Genomic DNA, 18,016 nt, shown 5'->3' on the forward strand with positions numbered 1-18,016 from the left:
GCGGCTGCCGAGGCGTCATGCCTCCAGCCATACGTTCTCCGCGAAGTTGTAGCCCATCAAACCGCCCAGCGGGATCGGCGACAAGCCCTTGAGCTTGGACGTATGCCCGTCGATGCTCGCGAGGAACAGCGGGATGCCGATGCCTGCGTCCTGGTGAATCATGGTCTGCATGTCGGCGTACATCTGCTTGCGCTTGGCCAAGTCGGTCTCGGCGCGCGAGGCCAGCAGCAGCTGGTCGAACTTCTCGCTCTTCCAGCGCGACTCGTTCCAGGCTGCGCCCGACTGGAAGAACTGCGTCAGCAGCACGTCGGCGCTCGGACGGGGGTTGACGTTGCCGAAGCCCACCGGGCTGCTGAGCCAGTGGTTCGACCAGTAGCCGTCGGCCGGCATGCGCTTGATGTCGAGCTCCAGCCCGGCGCGTTGTGCCGACTGCTGAAGCAGCAGCGCCATCTCGACCGAGTAGAGCGCCGCCGGCGACGCCACCACCGGCACCTTGCCGGTGACGCCGGACTTCTGCAGGTGGAACTTGGCCTTGTCGAGGTCGAACGGCCGCTGCGGCAGGCCGGCGAAGTAGAAGCGGTTGGTCGGGTCGATCGGCTGGTCGTTGCCGAGCACGGCGTAGTCGAGCGCGATGGTCTTCTTCATCTGCTCGCGGTCGAACAGGTACTTCATGGCCAGCACGAAGTCGGCATTGGCGCCCGGGCCGACGTCCTTGCGCATCACGAGGTCGGAGTACTGGCCTGATTGCGTCGTGAAGATCGCGAAGCCCGGCGTGCCCTTCACCCGTTCCACCGATCGCGGATTGACCGAGCCCACCAGGTCCATGCCGCCGGACAGCAGCGCGTTGACGCGCGCGCTTTCGTCGCCGATGCCGACGAACTCGATCTCGTCGAGGTAAGGCTTGCCGGGCTTCCAATAGGCGTCGTTGCGCACCACCAGCGAGCGCACGCCGGGCTTGAATTCCTTCAGCTTGTAGGGGCCGGTGCCGATGCCGGCATTGAAGTCGGTGGTGCCTTCCTTGACGATGTGGAAGTGGAAGGTGCCCAGGATCACCGGCAGATCTGCGTTGGGCGCGCTGAGCACGACCGTCACCTCGTTGGGGCCGGTGGCCTTCACGCTGTCGATCTGGTCGGCGAGCGTCTTTGCCTTCGAGGCGGTGGCCGGGTCCTTGTGGCGCAGGACCGAGAACACGACATCGGCGGGCGAGAGCGCCTTGCCGTCATGGAAGGTCACGCCCTTGCGCAGCGTGAAGACCCAGGTCTTCGCATCCTTGGTCGTGAACGACTCGGCCAGCGCGGGCTGCGGCGTCAGGCTGCCGTCCAGCGAGGTCAGGCCGTTGTAGATCATGTTGCAGCGCGAGTAGTCGGTCTGGTTCGACTGCTTGGCCGGATCGAGCGTATCGGTGGCGGCGGCGGTCGCGCCGGCAACGCGGATGCGCCCGCCCTTGCGCGGCGTCTGCGCATGGGCATTCATCGCCACGCCCGCCAGGCTGCCGGCCAGCGTGGCCTGCATGCCGCCTGCCATCAGCATCGCGAGGATGTCGCGCCGCGTGGCGCCACGCTCGAGCGACGCCATCACGCGGAGACTTTCGCCGGGACCGACGAGATTTTCGAAGCTCTTGGGATTGCTGCTGTTCATGGGGGTCTCCTCTTGGTGGATCGATGAAAAAGGGCGCTCAGGCCAACCGGTCCTTGAGCTGGTAGTACAGGCCGATGGCCGGCAGAAACCACGGCGGGCCGAAGTGGCCGGGGATGGCGGGCCAGTCGTGGTCGCGCCACGGGTTGGCGCTCGCGTCGCCCGCCATCACGGCCGCCATGCGCTGGCCCATGTGGACCGACATCTGCGTGCCGTGGCCGCTGTAGCCCATGGCGTAGTAGAGGCCGTCGCGCTCGCCGGCGTGGGGCAGCCGGTCCTGCGTCATGTCGACCAGGCCGCCCCAGCAGTAGTCCAGCCGCACCGCGCCGAGCTGCGGAAAGGTTTCGGCCAGGCCGGCGCGCAGGATCTCTCCGCTCGCGGCATCCGACTGGGGACTGGAGATCGCGAAGCGCGCCCGCCCGCCGAACACCAGCCGGTGATCGGTGGTGAGCCGGAAATAGTGATGGATGTTGGCCACCGTCGTGTAGGTGCGCCGCGCCGCGAGCAGGGCCTGCGCGCGCTCGGCGCCGAGCGGTTCGGTGACCACGATGAAGCTGCCGATCGGCACGATGCGCCGACGCAGCCAGCCGAAGCTCCCGTAGCCGCCATGGCGGGTGGCGCCGGTGGCCAGCAGCACCTGCTGTGCGGTGACGCTGCCGCGCCCGGTATGAAGCCGGTGCGCCTGGCTTCGGCCCAGGCGTTCGATGCGTTGCACGCCCGTGCCGGTATGGATTCGGGCGCCGTTGCGCTGCGCGGCCGTTGCCAGCCCGAAGGCGAAGCGGCCCATGTGCATCTGGCCGCTGCGCTTGTAGAGCAGGCCGCCGTGGAACTGGTCGCTCTGCACTTCGCCGTGCACGCGCGGCGCATCGAGAATCTCGACGTCGGTATCGACGCCGTCGGCGATCAGGCGTTCGGCGCTGCGTTCGAGCGCCGCCATCTGGCCGGGGCGGGTGGCGAGCTTGAGCTTGCCGTGACGCAGGAAGTCGCAGTCGATGGCTTCGTCGCGCACCAGCCGCTCGACCGTGTCGACCGCGTCGTCATAGGCGCGGTACCAGGCGCGCGCCCGGTCGGCACCGAACTTCGCGGCCACATCGGCATAGTCCACCGCCAGCCCGTTGTTGACATGCCCGCCGTTGCGCCCCGAGGCCTCGGCCGCCACCCGCTCGCCCGCTTCCAGCACCACCACGCTGGCACCGCGCCGCGCCAGCGCCAGCGCTGCCGAGAGCCCGGTGAAGCCACCGCCGACGATCGCCACGTCGGCCTGCGCCGGCAGTTCGCGCGGTTCGGGCGCGAAGGCGGGCGCGGAATCGGTCCAGTAGGAGTCGAGCTTCATGGTGTGGCGCGAGAGGGTGGAATGATCAGAGGCCGACCACGCCCGGCAGGCCGCCGATGTCCTGGATCTCGACGTAGCGGTACGCCGGGTTGCCGGGGCCGTGGCCGCGGTTGACGAACACCTTGTTGACGATGCCCAGGTCGTCCGCCGACATCAGGTCGTAACGCAGGCTGGACGACACGTGCAGCACGTCCTCCGGATTGCAGCCCAGCGAATCGAACATGTACTCGAAGGCCTGGAGGCGCGGCTTGTAGGCCTGGGCCTGCTGTGCGGTGTACACGCGGTGGAAGGGCGCGCCCAGCATCGCCACGTTCTTCTGGATCTGGTCGTCCGAGGCGTTCGACAGGATCACCAGCGGGATCTCCTTCGCCACCTTGGCCAGGCCGGCCGGCACGTCTGCATGCGGACCCCAGGTGGGCACGGCGTCATAGTACTTCTGCGCCTCGTGGTCGAGGTACTGGATCTTCCACTTCTTGCACAGGCGGCGCACCGCATTCTTCAGCACCACCTCGTAGGGCTGCCAGTCGCCCAGCACTTCGTCGAAGCGGTAGGCGGTGAAGTCGGCGATGAACTGCTCCATGCGCTCGGCCGGGATGCGATCGGCAAAGATGTCGCGCGTCAGCTCGCCCATGCGGAAGCGCGTCAGCGTTCCGTAGCAGTCGAAGGTGATGTACTTGGGACGGATGCTCATGGTCTCTGTTCCTTGAATGACGGTTGCAAATGCGATGAACTCATGACGAAGCGATTGCAGCACGCAGCGATGCCGGGGATGTAGGGAAATGGGGCGCCCAGGGCATCGAAGCTGCGGTTTGCGGGGCCGGCGGCGGCATCCCATGCCGTGTGCCCACGGAGCGTGCGGCGATGCACCGGAATGAGCACGCGCCGACGATGCGGCCGGCGTCGCAGGCCAGGCGCCCGCCGGTGGAACGGCCCGAAGGCACGTGGATCTGTCGCGGGTCGAAGGCTTGCATGAGGAGGGCGTCAGGGCAGGGGGCCGATGCCGCGTCCGATGCTAGGCAGGTTGGCGCGGCATTTGTGTGCGTAAGCAGTCGCGCTGCCGCATCGAATTGCGAAACGCGGCGCCGCGACAGACGAAGCTTGCGAGTTGCAGCGAAGCGCGAATTCGCTCTGGCGAAAGGTGCGGATGTCGTCCAAGATGACCTGCCTTTCTCCTGCACCAAGACTCTCCGATGCCTGCTCAGACTCCGAACACAAACGACTTCGACGGCGTCGCGCTGAGGCCGATGACCGCCGCCGATCTGCCGCGCGCCCATGCGCTGTCGGCCGAACAGCGCTGGCCGCACCGCCCGGCGGACTGGGAACAGGTGTTCGCGCATGCCGAGGGCATCGTCGCCGAGCGCGACGGCGAGATGATCGCCACCGGCTTGCGCTGGCGCTGGGGCGAGCGCCACGCCACCATCGGCCTGGTGATCGTCACGCCGGCCTGCCAGGGCCGCCGCGTCGGGCTGCGCATCATGAGTGCGCTGCTCGAAGGGCTCGACGGACGCACGGTGCTGCTGCACGCCACTGCCGAAGGTCGGGGCCTGTACGAGCGCCTGGGCTTCGTGCGCACCGGCGAGCTGCGCCAGCACCAGGGCATCGCCCAGCCGGCGCCGCTGGTCGCGCTGCCGACGGGCTGGCGCCTGCGGCCTGCCGGCCTGAACGAGGCCGCATCGCTGCAGGCGCTCGACGCGGCCGCACGCGGCATGCCGCGCGATGCGCTGGTCACGGACCTGCTCGAAACGGCCGATGCCTGCGTGGTGCTCGACCAGGACAACGAGCCGCGTGGCTTCGCGATGCTGCGCCGCTTCGGGCGCGGGCACGCGATCGGCCCCGTCGTCGCGCCCGATGCCGAAGGCGCGAAGGCGCTGATCGCGCACCTCGCAAGCCTGAACGCCGGCCACTTCACGCGCATCGACATCGACTTCGCCAGCGGCCTGGCCGAATGGATCGAGAGCATCGGCCTGCTGCGCGTGGATGCGCCGACGACGATGGTGCGCGGCGCGCCGCTCGCCACGCAGCCCGGCGGGCCGGCGCTGTTCGCGATCGTCACGCAAGCCGTGGGCTGATCGCGATGGGCGCGACCACCTTCCTCTACAAGTCCGACCCGGTGCGCGGCCGCCAGTGGGCGGAGGTGTTCCGGCGCCGCGCGCCCGGGCTTGAATTCCGCATCTGGCCCGACATCGGCGACCCTGCGCAGGTGCGCTTCCTCGCGGCCTGGGAGCCGCCGCCGCACCTGGCCGAGCGTTTCCCCAACCTGGAGGTGCTGTTCTCTTCCGGGGCCGGTGTCGATCAGTTCGATTTCGGGGCGCTGCCCCCCGACTTGCCGGTGGTGCGCATGGTGGAGCCCGGCATCGTGCGCGGCATGGTCGAGTACGTGACGCATGCGGTGCTCGGCCTTCACCGAGACATGCCGCGCTACCGGCGCCAGCAGCAGGAAGGCCAGTGGCGCCCGCTGCCCGTTCGGCCCGCGGGCGAGCGGCGCGTGGGCGTGCTCGGACTCGGCTCGCTCGGCCAGGCGGTGCTGGCGCCGCTCGTCGGCCTGGGCTTCGACTGCGCCGGATGGAGCCGCTCGCGCCATGCGGTCGAGGGCGTGCAATGCCATGCGGGCGCCGACGAGCTGCCGGCCTTTCTCGCGCGCACCGACATCCTCGTGTGCCTGTTGCCGTTGACCGATTCGACACGCGGCTTTCTCGACGCGCGGCTGTTCTCGATGCTGCCCCAGGGCGCGGGCCTGGTGCACGTCGGCCGCGGGCCGCAGCTGGTGGACGCCGACCTGCTGGCCGCGCTGGCCAGCGGCCGCATCGGCGATGCCGTGCTCGACGTGACCGACCCCGAGCCGCTGCCGCCGGCGCATGCCTTCTGGCGCCATCCGTGCGTGCAGCTCACGCCGCACATCGCGAGCATGACGCAGCCGCTCAGCGCGGCGGAAGTGGTGCTCGACAACCTGCGCCGCTTCGAGGCCGGCGAGCCGATGCTCGGGCTCGTCGATCGCGCGCGAGGGTACTGAAGCGCGCCGCAGGATCTGCTGTCGGCACGCGCACAACCGCAGCCTGCATCGCACAAGACCCTCAATGCAGCACCCGCACGAGGGGCATGGGACCTAAGCTTTCGGACATCCAAAGGCCCGACTCCCGCCCCACCATGACACACCCCGCCGCATTGCCCAACAAGGCCGCGCTCGATGCCATCGACCGCGCGCATCTCATCCATCCGGTCTCGCCCTGGCGCGTGCACGAAGAGCGCGGGCCCACCGTGCTCGCCTCGGGCCGCGGCGCGTGGCTGACCGATGCCAACGGCCGTGAATTGCTCGACGCCTTCGCCGGCCTGTGGTGCGTGAACGTGGGTTACGGCCAGGAGAGCGTGGTGCAGGCCGCGGCCGAGCAGATGCGCCGGCTGCCGTATGCCACCGGCTATTTCCATTTCAGCAGCGAGCCGGCGATTCGCCTGGCCGAGAAGCTGGTGCAGATCACGCCTGTCTCGCTGACCCGCGTGTACCTCACGCTCGGCGGCTCCGAGTCGGTCGACGCGGCGGTGCGCTTCATCGTGCAGTACTACAACGCGGCGGGGAAGCCCTCGAAGAAGCACTTCATCTCGCTGGAGCGGGGCTATCACGGCTCTTCCTCCACCGGTGCGGGGCTCACCGCGCTGCCGGCCTTCCACCGCGGCTTCGACCTGCCGCTGCCCACGCAGCATTACATCCCTTCGCCCAACCCGTATCGGCATGCGGACGGTGCCGATCCGCAGGCGCTGATCGCCGCCTCGGTGGCCGCACTGAAGGCCAAGGTGGCCGAGCTGGGCGCGGACAACGTGGCGGCCTTCTTCTGCGAGCCGATCCAGGGCTCGGGCGGCGTGATCGTGCCGCCCAAGGGCTGGCTGAAGGCCATGCGCGAGGCCGCGCGCGAACTCGACATCCTGTTCGTGGTGGACGAGGTCATCACGGGCTTCGGCCGCACCGGCCCGATGTTCGCCTGCGAGGCCGAGGGCGTCGAACCCGATCTGATGACGGTGGCCAAGGGCCTGACCGCGGGTTATGCGCCGATGGGCGCTACGCTGATCTCCGAGAAGGTCTACGCCGGCATCGCCGACGGGGCGCCCGCGGGGGCGCCCATCGGCCATGGCGCGACCTACTCCGCGCATCCGGTGAGCGCCGCGGTCGCGCTGGAGGTGCTGCGTCTCTATGAAGAAGGCGGCATCCTCGCCAACGGCCAGCGCGGCGCGGCCCACTTCGCGGCCGGGCTCGATGCGCTGCGCGCGCATCCGCTGGTGGGCGATGCCCGCCATCGCGGGCTGCTGGGCGCGCTGGAGCTGGTGAGCGACAAGGCATCGAAGCGCGGCTTCGACCCGGTGCTCGGGCTGCCGGACCGCATCTTCGCCGCGGGCTACCGCAACGGCCTGGTGTTCCGCTCCTTCGGCGATCACATCCTGGGCTTCGCGCCGGCGCTGACCTTCACCGAGGACGAGTTCGCGCAGATGTTCGTGCGGCTCGGCAAGACGCTCGACGAGGTGCTCCAGGCGCCCGACGTTCGCGCCGCGCTGGGCTGACGCGGGCGAGGGAGAACACCGGACGCAACGCGACGCGGCAGACGCAGAATCGAGTCATCCTCGTTCACCGCCACCACCATGTCAGAAGCCTTCAAGATCGACCGTCTCGACCTGCGCATCCTTGCGCAACTGCAGAAGAACGGCCGCATGACCAACGTCGACCTGGCGGATGCGGTGGGCTTGTCGCCCAGCCCCTGCCTGATCCGCGTCAAGCGGCTGGAGCAGGCCGGCTACATCGCCGGCTATGGCGCGCACCTGCGGCTGGAGAAGCTGGGCGACACGCTGACCGTGTTCACCGAGGTCACGCTGTCGGACCACCACCGCGAGGACTTCGCCCGCTTCGAGGCCGCCATCCGCGAGGTCGACGAGGTGCTCGAATGCCACCTGGTGAGCGGCGGCTACGACTACCTCTTGCGCTTTCTGACGCGCGGCGTCAACCATTACCAGGAAGTGATCGAGGAACTGCTCGAACGCAACATCGGCATCGCGAAGTACTTCAGCTACATCGTCATCAAGTCGCCGTTCATCAAGACGCACTGTCCGATCGAACGGCTGTTCCCCAACCAGCGCTGAAGGGGGCGCACGCACCTCCGTGGACGGCGCACCCTTCTCGACCCGTGGAAATTCATCCGTGCTTCAGCCGCTGCGCCTCATCGAGACCTCACCCAATCCGCCCGCCTCTGCCGACGTCGTCGTGATCGGCGGCGGGATCGTGGGCGTCTTCAGCGCCTACTACCTGGCCCGACGCGGACTCTCGGTCGTCGTGGTCGAAAAGGGCAGGATCGGCGCCGAGCAATCGAGCCGCAACTGGGGCTGGTGCCGCCAGCAGAACCGGGACGCTCGCGAGCTGCCCATGGCGACCAAGAGCCTCGAGCTCTGGGAACAGTTTGCCGCCGACAGCGGTGAAGACACGGGCTTTCGCCGATGCGGCCTGTTCTATCTCAGCAACGACGAGGCGGAACTGTCCCGCTGGTCCAGCTGGCGCGATTTCGCGAAGACGGCCGGCGTGACCACGCACATGCTGAGTGCCCGGGAGGCTACGGAGCGCGGGCATGCGACCGGGCGTGCCTGGAAAGGGGGCGTCTTCTCGCCCAGCGACGGTACGGCCGATCCCGCCCAAGCCGCGCCCGCCGTGGCAACGGCGCTGATGAAGCTTGGCGGCAGCATCCACCAGCACTGCGCCGCACGCGGCATCGAACTGCAGGGCGGCCGGGTCTGCGGCGTCGTGACCGAAGCCGGAACCATCAAGACCGGAACGGCGGTGCTTGCCGGCGGCGCGTGGGCGTCGTCGTTCTGCCGCCAGCTCGGCGTGCGTTTTCCACTGGCCACGGTTCGCCAATCCATCATTCGTGTGTCGCCGGTGGCGCAGCGCCTGCCGGACACCCTGCACACCGCGCGCGTGTCCGCGACCCGCCGCAGCGACGGCAGCTACACGCTGGCCATCAGCGGGCGCGGGCGGGTCGACGTGACGCCACAGCTCCTGCGCTTCGCCCCGCAGTTCCTGCCGATGTTCGCCAAGCGCTGGCGCAACATTTTCCCGGGGGGCCTCGAAGGCATTCGCGGCGGCCACGAAACGCTCGCGCGATGGCGGCTCGACGCGCCCACGCCCATGGAGCGTGTGAGGATCCTCGACCCGAAGCCCGATCCGTCGGCCGTCAGGCAGACCTACAGCCGCGCCGTCGAACTGTTGCCTGCGCTTCGCGAGGCAAGCATCGCCAACGCGTGGGCCGGCTTCGCCGACAGCACGCCGGACGGTGTGCCCGGCATCGGCGAAGTGCCGGAGGTTCCGGGGCTCATCCTGGCCGCGGGCTTTTCCGGACACGGCTTCGGCATCGGCCCCGGCTCCGGCCACCTGGTTGCCGACCTGGTCACGGGTGCCGCTCCGATCTTCGATCCCGCGCCTTACCGGCCCGGGCGATTCAGCGAGTCGGTTTGGGGCAAGGTGGCTGATTTCTAGCGCTCAGCGATCGGCACTCAGCGATCGGCGCTCAGGTCAGCTTGTCCTTGAGCCGGTAATAGGCCCCGACCAGCGGCAGAAACCAGGGAGGGCCGACGTGGCCCGGGATGGCCGGCCAGTCGAAGTCTTTCCAGGGATTGAGGTCGGTGCGACCGTCCATGACCTGCGCCATGATCGTCCCCATCAGGGTCGACATCTGGGTGCCGTGGCCGCTGTAGCCCATGGCGTAGTAGATGCCGTTGCGTTCGCCGGCGCGGGGCAGCCGGTCCCGCGTCATGTCGACCATCCCGCCCCAGCAATAGTCGATGCGCGCGGCGCGGAGCTCTGGAAAGACGTCGTGCAGCGCGGCCTTGAGGATGGCGCCGCTCTTCTCGTCCGAGTTCGGATTGGAGACGGCGAAGCGAGCGCGTCCACCGAAGAGCAGCCGGTTGTCGGGCGTGGTTCGGAAGTAGTTGACGAGGTTCTTGGTATCGACCGCCATCCTGCGGCTCGGCAAGAGGCGATCCAGCGTCGATGCCGGCAGAGGCTCCGTGACGATGAGGAACGCGCCGACCGGCACGACCCTGCGCCGGATCCAGCCCAGCGGCCCCGTCTGCGAGGTGCCGCTCGCCAGCAGAACCTGCTTTGCATGGAGCCGGCCCTTCGGTGTTTCGATCTGGTGACCCCCACCCGGAACGGGCCGCAGGCCGGTCATCGGCGTGTGCTCGTGGATTTCGACACCACGCCGCGCCGCCGCTTCGGCCAGTCCGCGGACGAAGCGCCCGACATGCATGCCAGCACTCTTTCGGTAGACCAGCCCGCCGTAGTAGCGGTCCGACCCCACCTCGTTCGCCAGGTCCGCGCGGCTCACCATCGCCGTGTCGGGGTCGACATTCGCGGCCAGCAACGCCTGGCTGCGCGCCAGCTTGTCGTAGTGCTCGGGCTTGGCCGCCAGCTTGATCTTGCCGACGCGCGCGAAGCTGCAGTCGATGTTCTCTTCCGCCACCAGTCGCTCGACCGTATCGACACCGGCGTCGAAGGCCCGATAGAGCCGGTCGGCGACTTCCTTGCCGAGCTTCGCCGAGAGCATGCCGTAGTCCTGGGCGAATCCGTTGTTGCACATGCCGCCGTTGCGGCCGGACGCGGCGTTCCCGACCGTCCCGGCTTCGAGAAGCACGACACGCGCGCCCTTCCTGGCGAGCGCCAGCGCAGACGAAGAACCGGTCAGGCCACCACCGATCACGGCCACGTCGCAGGTGCCCTGCACCGGCCCTGCGGCGGCGCTCCTGAACGGCTCCGAGGTGTCCAACCAATAGGATGCGAGCTTCATGCGGGCTCCTGGATCAATGGGGTCTAGTTGAACGACTGGTTGGCGAGCGCGAACACGCGGGCCGGTCCGGCCGACTGGGTCTGCGACCCGAGCACCATGGTGGTGGCGTCACCGACCTGCGGCAGGCCGAGGGCTTCGAGCCACGGCCCGAGCTGCGAGGTGCTTGCGGTGTCGACCCGGACGAAAACACGCCCGAGGTGCGCGAGCGCGGCCTCGATCAACGCGCGCGCGGCGGCCGGGTTTTCGGCGACGACCGGGCCGATGACGTGCCCGCGGCCAAAACGGCGGGAGATGGCGTAGCCGCTCGGCATGCCGTCGCGCAGAAGCACATGGCCGTCACCGCGCTCGATGAGCCGACGCAGCATCGGTTGTCGGGCCCAGCCCGTCGCTTCCTGATCGAGACGCGCGATCGCCTCGAAATCCGAAGCAGCCATCGCCCTGACGAGACGGGTCGACGGCGCTTCATGGTGTGCGTTGGGTATGCCCTGATGCTGTTGGATGGCACCGATGGGCGTGAACCCACGGCGCGCGTAAAGCGCCAGGCCTTCGGCGGTCGAGTTCAGCGTCATGGCGCGCGGATGCGCCGCGGCCAGCAGTGCGTCCATCAATCGGGCACCGTAGCCGCGGCCTTGGGCACCTTTGGCGACGATGATCATGCCGGCCGAAGCATGGGCGTCACCATACGGCCACCAGACGGCGGTCCCGATCATCACGCCGGCGCGCTGCAGCACGAAGCCATGGCCGAGCTGGAGCGCGACCTCCCAGTCCTCGAGCCGATAGGGCCAGGACATTTCCTGCGAAAGCCTCAGGGCACTGTCCAGATGCGCTTTCGCAAACGGAATCAGGACCGCGTCGTCCCTCACGTCATCTCCGAGGGTTCGTGCACCGCGATCGCATCGATTTCGACCAGGTACCCGTGGTGCAACTCCGGCACTGGAACGACACTGCGCGCGGGACGCGCATCCGGCAGCATGGACGCGTACACCGCATTGAAGCGGCCCCAGTGGGCGATGCCCACGATGTAGGCCGTCACCTTGAGGAGGCGCTCTGGCGTGCTCCCCGCGGCGCCCAGGATCGACAGCATGTTCTCGATCGCCTGCCTGGCCTGCGCCTCGAATCCATCGTCGGCCAGTGGACGTCCATCCGGGCGAATCGGCAAATTGCCGGAGATGTAGACATGCCCGCGCGAGACGATGGCCTGCGCGTAGTGCCCCGCAGGCGCGGGTGCGCTGTGGGTCCGGATCTCGGTCACGATCGCGCCGGTGCTCATTGCCAGCCCCCGAAGCGCAACCGCTCGGCTTCGAACTGGTGCGAGCTGCCTCGGACGGCGTGATAGCCGCGATGCTGGGCGCCGCCGGCGCAAGCGTGCGAAATGGCTGTTCTCAACTCTTGTCTCCACATGTTGCTTGCCGGATGCAGCGTCCTACGAGACGCCGACAGGCATTGAGCGATGAAGTGGGACGGATATTGCGCCGAATTCATGCAGCCTACAATTAATGCGAACTGCATTTCTAATTAAGGTCGACTTAATGATCAGCTCCGATGATCTCGCCTTCTTCAGCGTGCTGGCCAAATCTGCGTCGCTCGCCGAGAGTGCCAGGAAGCTGGATGTCACGCCGCCCGCCGTCACCCAGCGCTTGCGTGCCTTGGAGGCACGCATCGGCATCCGGCTGATCGACCGTTCTGGTCGCAAGATGAGCCTGACCGATGAGGGCGCCCTCGTCGCATCGCACGGGACGATCGTGGCCGAAGCAATGGAGGCGCTGTCCGAGGCGTTGGCAGATCGGAAGAAGGCGGTCGGCGGGCATCTGCGGATCGCCGCTCCCCACGGATTTGGCCGGGTTCACGTGGCGCCGGTGGTGGACGCTTTCGCAAAAGCGCATCCTCGGGTGACGGTCACATTGGATCTCTCCGATCACCCGGGCGCGCAGCTGGTCGAAAGCAGCGACGTCATCATTCACATCGGACCGCCGGGGCCCATGAATCAGATCGTGACGACGCTGGCGCCGAACCGACGCATCCTCTGTGCCAGCCCGGACTATCTCGCCAAGGCCGCACCCGTCCAATCGCCTGAGGACCTGATGCAGCATCGCTGTCTCGTGGTCAGGGAGAATGACGAGGACGTGACCCTGTGGCGCTTCCTGCACCCCTCACGGGAGGCAAGTACCGTCCGAATCCATCCCGCCATGTGCAGCAACGACGGGGCGGTGATCCGCGAGTGGGCCATTGCAGGGCATGGTGTCGCAATCCGCTCGGAGTGGAATATTGCTGCGGACCTCGCAGCCCGTCGCCTCAAGCGGGTGCTTCCGAGCTGGGAGGTCCCTCCGGCGGATGTCGTGGCGATGCTCGGCACGCGCTTCGGACGAAGTGCGCGCACGACTGCTTTTCTGGCCATGCTGCGCCAATCCCTTGCGCCGCCGCCCTGGCGGCGAAAGAAAGTCAAATGACGATCCGCTCGTGGTCTGGCTCGGATAAATGCCCTACCGAGTGAGGTCCCGGCGTTCGTGCCCTATGCCATTCGCGCGCCTGCTGCACGTCGAAGCAGGTCGCGGTACTCGAGCAGTTGGGGAGACACGTGGAGCCGCCGGGCCCGGAGCGCGAGCTGTTCAGCGGCAGCAGGACTCATCGATCGAGTGCACGCTCGGCGACTTCGCAAAGCCAGCGCACCCCCAGCGGCAGCGCGTCGTCGTTGAAGTCGTAGCAGGGGTGATGCAGGGGGCGTTCTCCGTCCGCCCCCGGATCGGCGCGGCCCTGGCCCAGCCAGAGGTAGGCGCCGGGACGACGCTGCAGCATGAAGGCGAAGTCTTCCGAGGTGAAGGCCGCGCGCGGCGCCATGTCGGCCTGCAGGCCGACCGCCCTGGCCGCTGCGAGTGCGAGCGCGGCTTCTTCCGGCGTGTTGAGGGTGGCGGGGTAGTAGCGCACGTAGCGCACCTCGGCCTGGACGCCGCTCGCCAGCGCCACGCCGTCGACCGTGGTGCGCAGCGCGGCCTCGATGCGATCTTGCGAGGCGAGGTCGAAGCTGCGCACGGTGCCGGTGATCGAGACCTCCGCCGGCAGTACGTTGTGGCTGTGCCCGCCTTCGAGGCGCGTGACCGAGAGCACGGCCGATTCGCCGGGATCGATGCGGCGCGAGACGATGGTGTGGAGTTGGGCGACGAGCTGGCTCGCGGCGAGGATGGCGTCGGGCGTGTGATGCGGCTGCGCCGCGTGGCCGCCGCGGCCGCGCAGCACGATGTCGAAGCGGTCGGCCGCCGCCATGATGGGGCCGGCCCGCGTCTGCGCGGTGCCCAGCGGCAGGTCGGGCCAGTTGTGCAGCGCGTAGACGCTGTCGCAGGGGAAGCGCTCGAACAGGCCGTCCTCGATCATGGCGCGCGCACCGCCTTTGCCTTCCTCGGCCGGCTGGAAGATGAAGTGCACCGTGCCGTCGAAGCGCCGCGTGCGCGCCAGCTGGCGGGCGGCGCCGATCAGCATGCTGGTGTGACCGTCGTGGCCGCAGCCGTGGTGCACACCCTGGGTGCGGCTGGCATGGGCGGCGCGCCCGAGCTCGACCATCGGCAGCGCATCCATGTCGGCGCGCAGGCCGACACTTCGCGCACCGCTGCCGCAGCGCAGCGTGCCCACCACGCCGGTGCCGCCCAGGCCTTCATGCACCTCCAGGCCGAGCAGGCGCAGCGCCTGCGCCGCCACGCCAGCGGTGCGCCGTTCCTCGAAGGCGAGCTCCGGGTGCGCGTGCAGGTCGCGGCGCAGCGCGACCAGATCGGGAAGCAGGTCGGCGACCGGCGCCGCGATCGCGTCGAGGCTCAACGCCCGGCCTCGACCGCGTCGGCCAGCGCGGCCAGCGTATGGAAGTGGTAGTCGGGGACGGTGTGCTCCGATTCGAGCGTGCCGCCCGAGCCCTTCTGCCCGTGGCGACGCTCGATCCAGCAGGTCGCGATGTCCAGCCGCTTGGACACGCCGATGTCGTGGTACTGGCTTTGCGCGACGTGCAGGTTGTCGGCCTGCTTGTAGCCCCAGGCGCCTTCGAAGCGGCCGCGCGCGTAGGCGAAGTAGCAGGGATCGGGCTTCTCGCACAGCGCGTCGTCGCAGCTCAGCAGCATGTCGAAGGGCGAGCCCAGGGTCTTGTCGAAATGGGCGAGCGCCCAGTGCTGGGCATTGGTCATCGTCACCAGCTTGAAGTGCTTGCGCAGCCGCTTCAAGGCTTCCACGGAATCGGGGAAGGCCGGCCACTGCGCCACCGAATCGCGCAGGCCGCGCGCGGCTGCGTCGGTGTCGGGCAGGCCCAAGGCGGGCGCAATGGCGTGCCAGCAGCGCTCCAGGTCGTCGGGGTACCAGCCGGCCGTGCCGTCGGCACGCGCGCGCCGGTAGGCGGCGAGGAAATCGTCGTCGGTGACGCGCACATCGGGCGCCGCGCGACGCAGATAGGCGAGCATGCCGCCTTCGAAATCGATCAGCGTGCCGACGACGTCGAAGGTGAGGACCTTGAAGTCTTGCAGGGACATGGGATGAGCTCCGGTGATGGCAAGAAGCCGTTGCATGGAAGCATAGGGGCGGGGCCCTGCAGATCCGAACCGAACCGGGGCTGCTGCGCGGCACAGGATTTCGTTGTGGCCGCCCAGCCGGCATCTTCTTGCGGCTGGCCAGCCCGGCATCGACAAGTGCCGCGTTCGTGTCCTTCCTGCTGGCCTGGCCTTCGGCTCAGGCAGCGACGTAGTCGGGGTACTGCCTGCAGATCTCGTCGACGGCGCTGAGCGTGCCCGACAGGTGCTTGCGCAGCGCGGCCTGGGCGGCCGCCGGGTCCTTCGCCTGGATGCAGCGCACGATGGCGCGGTGGTCGCGCAGGATCGCCTCGGTCTTGCCTGCGGTGGGAAGGTGCAGGCGGCGCAAGCGGTCGACGTGGCCGGAGACGCGGCCCACCAGTTCCCACAGGTCGGGCACGCCGCCGGCTTCGTACATGAGGCGATGGAAGGCGCGATCGGCGCCCCCGAAGTCGCCGTAGCGCTGGGCCGCCGCCAGCGCTGCCTGCTGGGCGATGGTGGCCTTCATCTGCTCGACCATGCCTGCCGGCGCCTCGAGCGCGAGCTGGTGTACCAGCTCCAGCTCGATCGAGCGGCGCAGGAAGTGCGCCTGGCGCGCCGCCACGATGTCGATGCGGCTCACCAGCGTGGCGTGCTGCGGGAACACATCCACCAGGCCTTCCTCGCTCAGGCGCAGCAGCGCCTCGCGCACGGGCGTCTGGCTCACGCCGAAGCGGTCGGCCAGTTCCTGCCGCGCCAGCACGGTGCCGGGGACGAGGTCCAGCGACAGGATGGCGTCGCGCAGTTTTTCCAGCACCTGGGGCGCGGCCAGGCGGGTGCGGTCGAGTCGGATCTTTGGGAGGGCACTCATCGGCGGGATTCTGGCATTGACGTACTAATATATTAGTGTTTTAATCCGCGCAAAAGGCCCCTCGGACGGCCGAGCCGCCCACGGTCCCTGCCGCCCGGGCCACCTACAGACATCCCCCCGATGAACAAGCCCTACGAATCCCTGCGCAGCGCGCGCTGGTTCGCGCCCGACGACTTCCGCTCCTTCGGGCATCGTTCGCGCGTGCTGCAGATGGGCTACAGCTACGCCGACTGGATGGGCAAGCCGGTGATCGCCATCGTCAACACCTGGAGTGACGCCAACCAATGCCACGCGCACTTCAAGCACCGGGTGGAGGACGTCAAGCGCGGCATCCTGCAGGCGGGCGGCTTTCCGCTGGAACTGCCGGCCATCTCGCTGTCGGAAAGCATGGTGAAGCCCACCACCATGCTCTATCGCAACTTCCTGGCGATGGAAACGGAAGAACTGCTGCGCAGCCACCCGGTGGACGGCGCGGTGCTGATGGGCGGCTGCGACAAGACCACGCCCGGCCTCACGATGGGCGCGATCAGCATGGGTATCCCCTTCATCTACCTGCCGGCCGGGCCCATGCTGCGCGGCAATTGGAAGGGCAGGGTGCTGGGCTCGGGCTCCGATGCCTTCAAGTACTGGGATGAGCGCCGCGCCGGGCGGCTGAGCGAGCAGGCCTGGGCCGAAATGGAAGCCGGCATCGCGCGCAGCCACGGCACCTGCATGACCATGGGCACGGCCGCGACCATGATGGGCATCGCCGAAGCGGTGGGCCTGAGCTTGCCGGGCGCCTCGAGCATCCCGGCGGCGGATGCCAACCACATCCGCATGAGTGCCGACTGCGGCCGCCGCATCGTCGAGATGGTGTGGGAAGACCTCACGCCGGCGAAGCTGCTCACGCGCGCCAGCTTCGAGAACGGCATCGCCTGCGCGATGGCCATGGGCTGCAGCACCAACGCGATCGTGCACCTGATCGCGATGTCGCGCCGTGCCGGCCATGCGGTGAGCCTGGATGACTTCGACGCCTTCAGCCGCCGCGTGCCCGTGATCGCCAACATCCGGCCCAGCGGCGATGCCTACCTGATGGAAGACTTCTTCTATGCCGGCGGCCTGCCCGCGCTGCTGGAGCGCATCCGGGGGCACCTCCAGACGGAGGCGCGCACCGTCAACGGCCGCACGCTCGGCGAGAACATCGCCGGCGCCGAGGTCTACCACGACGATGTGATACGGCCGCTGTCCAACCCCATCTACGCCGAGGGCGCGCTGGCGGTGCTGCGCGGCAACCTGGCGCCGGACGGCGTGGTGATCAAGCCCAGCGCCTGCGCACCGCATCTGCTGCAGCACACCGGCCGCGCGCTGGTGTTCGACGACTACCCCGCGCTCAAGAAGGCCGTGGACGACCCGGATCTCGACGTGACGGGCGAGGACATCCTGGTGCTGCGCAACGCCGGGCCGCGCGGCGCCGGCATGCCGGAGTGGGGCATGCTCCCCATCCCGACCAAGCTACTGAAGCAGGGCGTGAAAGACATGCTGCGCCTGTCCGACGCACGCATGAGCGGCACCAGCTACGGCGGTTGCCTGCTGCATTGCTCGCCCGAAGCAGCGATCGGTGGCCCGCTGGCGCTGGTGAAGAGCGGCGACCGCATCAGCGTGGACGTGCCTGCGCGGCGCATTCACCTCGAGGTCAGCGACGAGGAGCTCGCCCGCCGCAAGGCCGCATGGACGCCGCCGCCGCCCCGTTACGAGCGCGGCTACGGCTGGATGTTCGGCCGCCACATCAAGCAGGCCAATGAGGGCTGCGACTTCGACTTCCTCGAAACCGGCTTCGGCAAGCCGGTGCCCGAGCCCGACATCTTCTGACCGC

The 18,016-nt window shown here is 68.7% G+C and carries 16 protein-coding genes; 7 read left to right on the plus strand and 9 right to left on the minus strand.

Going from position 1 to position 18,016, the window contains the following annotated elements; all coding sequences use genetic code 11:
- Positions 1–15: 15 nt before the first annotated feature.
- Genes J2739_RS16395 through J2739_RS16405 form a run of 3 tightly spaced genes read right to left on the minus strand, consistent with a single transcriptional unit; the run spans position 16 to position 3,659 of the window.
- The gene (locus J2739_RS16395; protein WP_309903493.1) at positions 16–1,638 is read right to left on the minus strand and encodes an ABC transporter substrate-binding protein; all 1,623 of its coding nucleotides are present in this window, start codon (positions 1,636–1,638) and stop codon (positions 16–18) included.
- A 37-nt stretch (positions 1,639–1,675) separates the two neighbouring features.
- Positions 1,676–2,968, minus strand: coding sequence for an NAD(P)/FAD-dependent oxidoreductase (locus tag J2739_RS16400; RefSeq protein WP_309903494.1), 1,293 nt, complete (start codon positions 2,966–2,968; stop codon positions 1,676–1,678).
- Positions 2,969–2,993: 25 nt separating this feature from the next.
- Positions 2,994–3,659, minus strand: a complete 666-nt coding sequence (locus tag J2739_RS16405) for a haloacid dehalogenase type II (RefSeq protein ID WP_309903496.1) — start codon at positions 3,657–3,659, stop codon at positions 2,994–2,996.
- 499 nt (positions 3,660–4,158) lie between these two features.
- Here J2739_RS16405 and J2739_RS16410 point away from each other — a divergent pair, with 499 nt between their 5' ends.
- From J2739_RS16410 to J2739_RS16430, 5 genes are all read left to right on the plus strand, one after another.
- Positions 4,159–5,037 (plus strand): GNAT family N-acetyltransferase, encoded by an 879-nt coding sequence (locus J2739_RS16410; RefSeq protein WP_309903498.1) that lies wholly within the window; start codon positions 4,159–4,161, stop codon positions 5,035–5,037.
- A gap of 5 nt (positions 5,038–5,042) precedes the next feature.
- Positions 5,043–5,978 (plus strand): 2-hydroxyacid dehydrogenase, encoded by a 936-nt coding sequence (locus J2739_RS16415; protein ID WP_309903500.1) that lies wholly within the window; start codon positions 5,043–5,045, stop codon positions 5,976–5,978.
- Positions 5,979–6,112: 134 nt separating this feature from the next.
- Positions 6,113–7,513: an aspartate aminotransferase family protein gene (locus tag J2739_RS16420; protein ID WP_309903501.1), complete on the plus strand. Its 1,401-nt coding sequence runs from the start codon at positions 6,113–6,115 to the stop codon at positions 7,511–7,513.
- A gap of 78 nt (positions 7,514–7,591) precedes the next feature.
- Positions 7,592–8,086: an Lrp/AsnC family transcriptional regulator gene (locus tag J2739_RS16425; RefSeq protein ID WP_309903503.1), complete on the plus strand. Its 495-nt coding sequence runs from the start codon at positions 7,592–7,594 to the stop codon at positions 8,084–8,086.
- A gap of 58 nt (positions 8,087–8,144) precedes the next feature.
- Complete coding sequence (locus tag J2739_RS16430) at positions 8,145–9,470, plus strand: NAD(P)/FAD-dependent oxidoreductase (RefSeq protein ID WP_309903505.1); 1,326 nt, start codon at positions 8,145–8,147, stop codon at positions 9,468–9,470.
- 31 nt (positions 9,471–9,501) lie between these two features.
- Here the strand turns inward: J2739_RS16430 and J2739_RS16435 are convergent, their stop codons facing one another.
- The 3 genes from J2739_RS16435 to J2739_RS16445 are packed head-to-tail and all read right to left on the minus strand — an operon-like array spanning position 9,502 to position 12,049.
- Positions 9,502–10,779, minus strand: a complete 1,278-nt coding sequence (locus tag J2739_RS16435) for an NAD(P)/FAD-dependent oxidoreductase (protein WP_309903507.1) — start codon at positions 10,777–10,779, stop codon at positions 9,502–9,504.
- Between the two features lie 23 nt (positions 10,780–10,802).
- Positions 10,803–11,642, minus strand: coding sequence for a GNAT family N-acetyltransferase (locus J2739_RS16440; RefSeq protein WP_309903509.1), 840 nt, complete (start codon positions 11,640–11,642; stop codon positions 10,803–10,805).
- The gene (locus tag J2739_RS16445; RefSeq protein WP_309903511.1) at positions 11,639–12,049 is read right to left on the minus strand and encodes a RidA family protein; all 411 of its coding nucleotides are present in this window, start codon (positions 12,047–12,049) and stop codon (positions 11,639–11,641) included. The genes J2739_RS16440 and J2739_RS16445 overlap by 4 nt, the downstream gene beginning before the upstream one ends.
- 259 nt (positions 12,050–12,308) lie before the next feature.
- Here J2739_RS16445 and J2739_RS16450 point away from each other — a divergent pair, with 259 nt between their 5' ends.
- The gene (locus J2739_RS16450) at positions 12,309–13,226 is read left to right on the plus strand and encodes a LysR family transcriptional regulator (protein WP_309903513.1); all 918 of its coding nucleotides are present in this window, start codon (positions 12,309–12,311) and stop codon (positions 13,224–13,226) included.
- Positions 13,227–13,401: 175 nt separating this feature from the next.
- Here J2739_RS16450 and J2739_RS16455 read toward each other — a convergent pair whose 3' ends face one another.
- The 3 genes from J2739_RS16455 to J2739_RS16465 form a co-directional block, all read right to left on the minus strand.
- Positions 13,402–14,583, minus strand: coding sequence for a M20 aminoacylase family protein (locus J2739_RS16455; RefSeq protein WP_309903515.1), 1,182 nt, complete (start codon positions 14,581–14,583; stop codon positions 13,402–13,404).
- Positions 14,580–15,278 carry an HAD-IA family hydrolase gene (locus J2739_RS16460; protein ID WP_309903517.1) on the minus strand — a complete coding sequence of 233 codons (699 nt, stop codon included), beginning with the start codon at positions 15,276–15,278 and terminating at the stop codon, positions 14,580–14,582. Before J2739_RS16460 ends, J2739_RS16455 begins: the two co-directional genes overlap by 4 nt.
- 196 nt (positions 15,279–15,474) lie before the next feature.
- Positions 15,475–16,164: a GntR family transcriptional regulator gene (locus tag J2739_RS16465; RefSeq protein WP_309903519.1), complete on the minus strand. Its 690-nt coding sequence runs from the start codon at positions 16,162–16,164 to the stop codon at positions 15,475–15,477.
- A gap of 120 nt (positions 16,165–16,284) precedes the next feature.
- Between J2739_RS16465 and araD the strand changes: the two genes are divergently transcribed.
- A complete protein-coding gene (gene araD / locus J2739_RS16470) occupies positions 16,285–18,012 on the plus strand; it encodes an L-arabinonate dehydratase (protein WP_309903521.1) in 1,728 nt (575 codons plus the stop codon).
- The last annotated feature ends 4 nt before the right edge of the window (positions 18,013–18,016 follow it).

The sequence above is a fragment of the Variovorax soli genome (genome assembly GCF_031454625.1).
Lineage (GTDB): Bacteria > Pseudomonadota > Gammaproteobacteria > Burkholderiales > Burkholderiaceae_C > Variovorax > Variovorax soli_A.

What these genes read in the sequence shown, in the direction of transcription:
- J2739_RS16400 (WP_309903494.1), bottom strand. Translation starts at nt 2,968, where the DNA reads ATGAAGCTCGACTCCTACTGGACCGATTCCGCGCCCGCCTTCGCGCCC.
- J2739_RS16405 (WP_309903496.1), bottom strand. Translation starts at nt 3,659, where the DNA reads ATGAGCATCCGTCCCAAGTACATCACCTTCGACTGCTACGGAACGCTG.
- J2739_RS16415 (WP_309903500.1), top strand. Translation starts at nt 5,043, where the DNA reads ATGGGCGCGACCACCTTCCTCTACAAGTCCGACCCGGTGCGCGGCCGC.
- J2739_RS16450 (WP_309903513.1), top strand. Translation starts at nt 12,309, where the DNA reads ATGATCAGCTCCGATGATCTCGCCTTCTTCAGCGTGCTGGCCAAATCT.
- J2739_RS16425 (WP_309903503.1), top strand. Translation starts at nt 7,592, where the DNA reads ATGTCAGAAGCCTTCAAGATCGACCGTCTCGACCTGCGCATCCTTGCG.
- J2739_RS16395 (WP_309903493.1), bottom strand. Translation starts at nt 1,638, where the DNA reads ATGAACAGCAGCAATCCCAAGAGCTTCGAAAATCTCGTCGGTCCCGGC.
- J2739_RS16445 (WP_309903511.1), bottom strand. Translation starts at nt 12,049, where the DNA reads ATGAGCACCGGCGCGATCGTGACCGAGATCCGGACCCACAGCGCACCC.
- J2739_RS16460 (WP_309903517.1), bottom strand. Translation starts at nt 15,278, where the DNA reads ATGTCCCTGCAAGACTTCAAGGTCCTCACCTTCGACGTCGTCGGCACG.
- J2739_RS16410 (WP_309903498.1), top strand. Translation starts at nt 4,159, where the DNA reads ATGCCTGCTCAGACTCCGAACACAAACGACTTCGACGGCGTCGCGCTG.
- J2739_RS16420 (WP_309903501.1), top strand. Translation starts at nt 6,113, where the DNA reads ATGACACACCCCGCCGCATTGCCCAACAAGGCCGCGCTCGATGCCATC.
- J2739_RS16465 (WP_309903519.1), bottom strand. Translation starts at nt 16,164, where the DNA reads ATGAGTGCCCTCCCAAAGATCCGACTCGACCGCACCCGCCTGGCCGCG.
- J2739_RS16435 (WP_309903507.1), bottom strand. Translation starts at nt 10,779, where the DNA reads ATGAAGCTCGCATCCTATTGGTTGGACACCTCGGAGCCGTTCAGGAGC.
- araD (WP_309903521.1), top strand. Translation starts at nt 16,285, where the DNA reads ATGAACAAGCCCTACGAATCCCTGCGCAGCGCGCGCTGGTTCGCGCCC.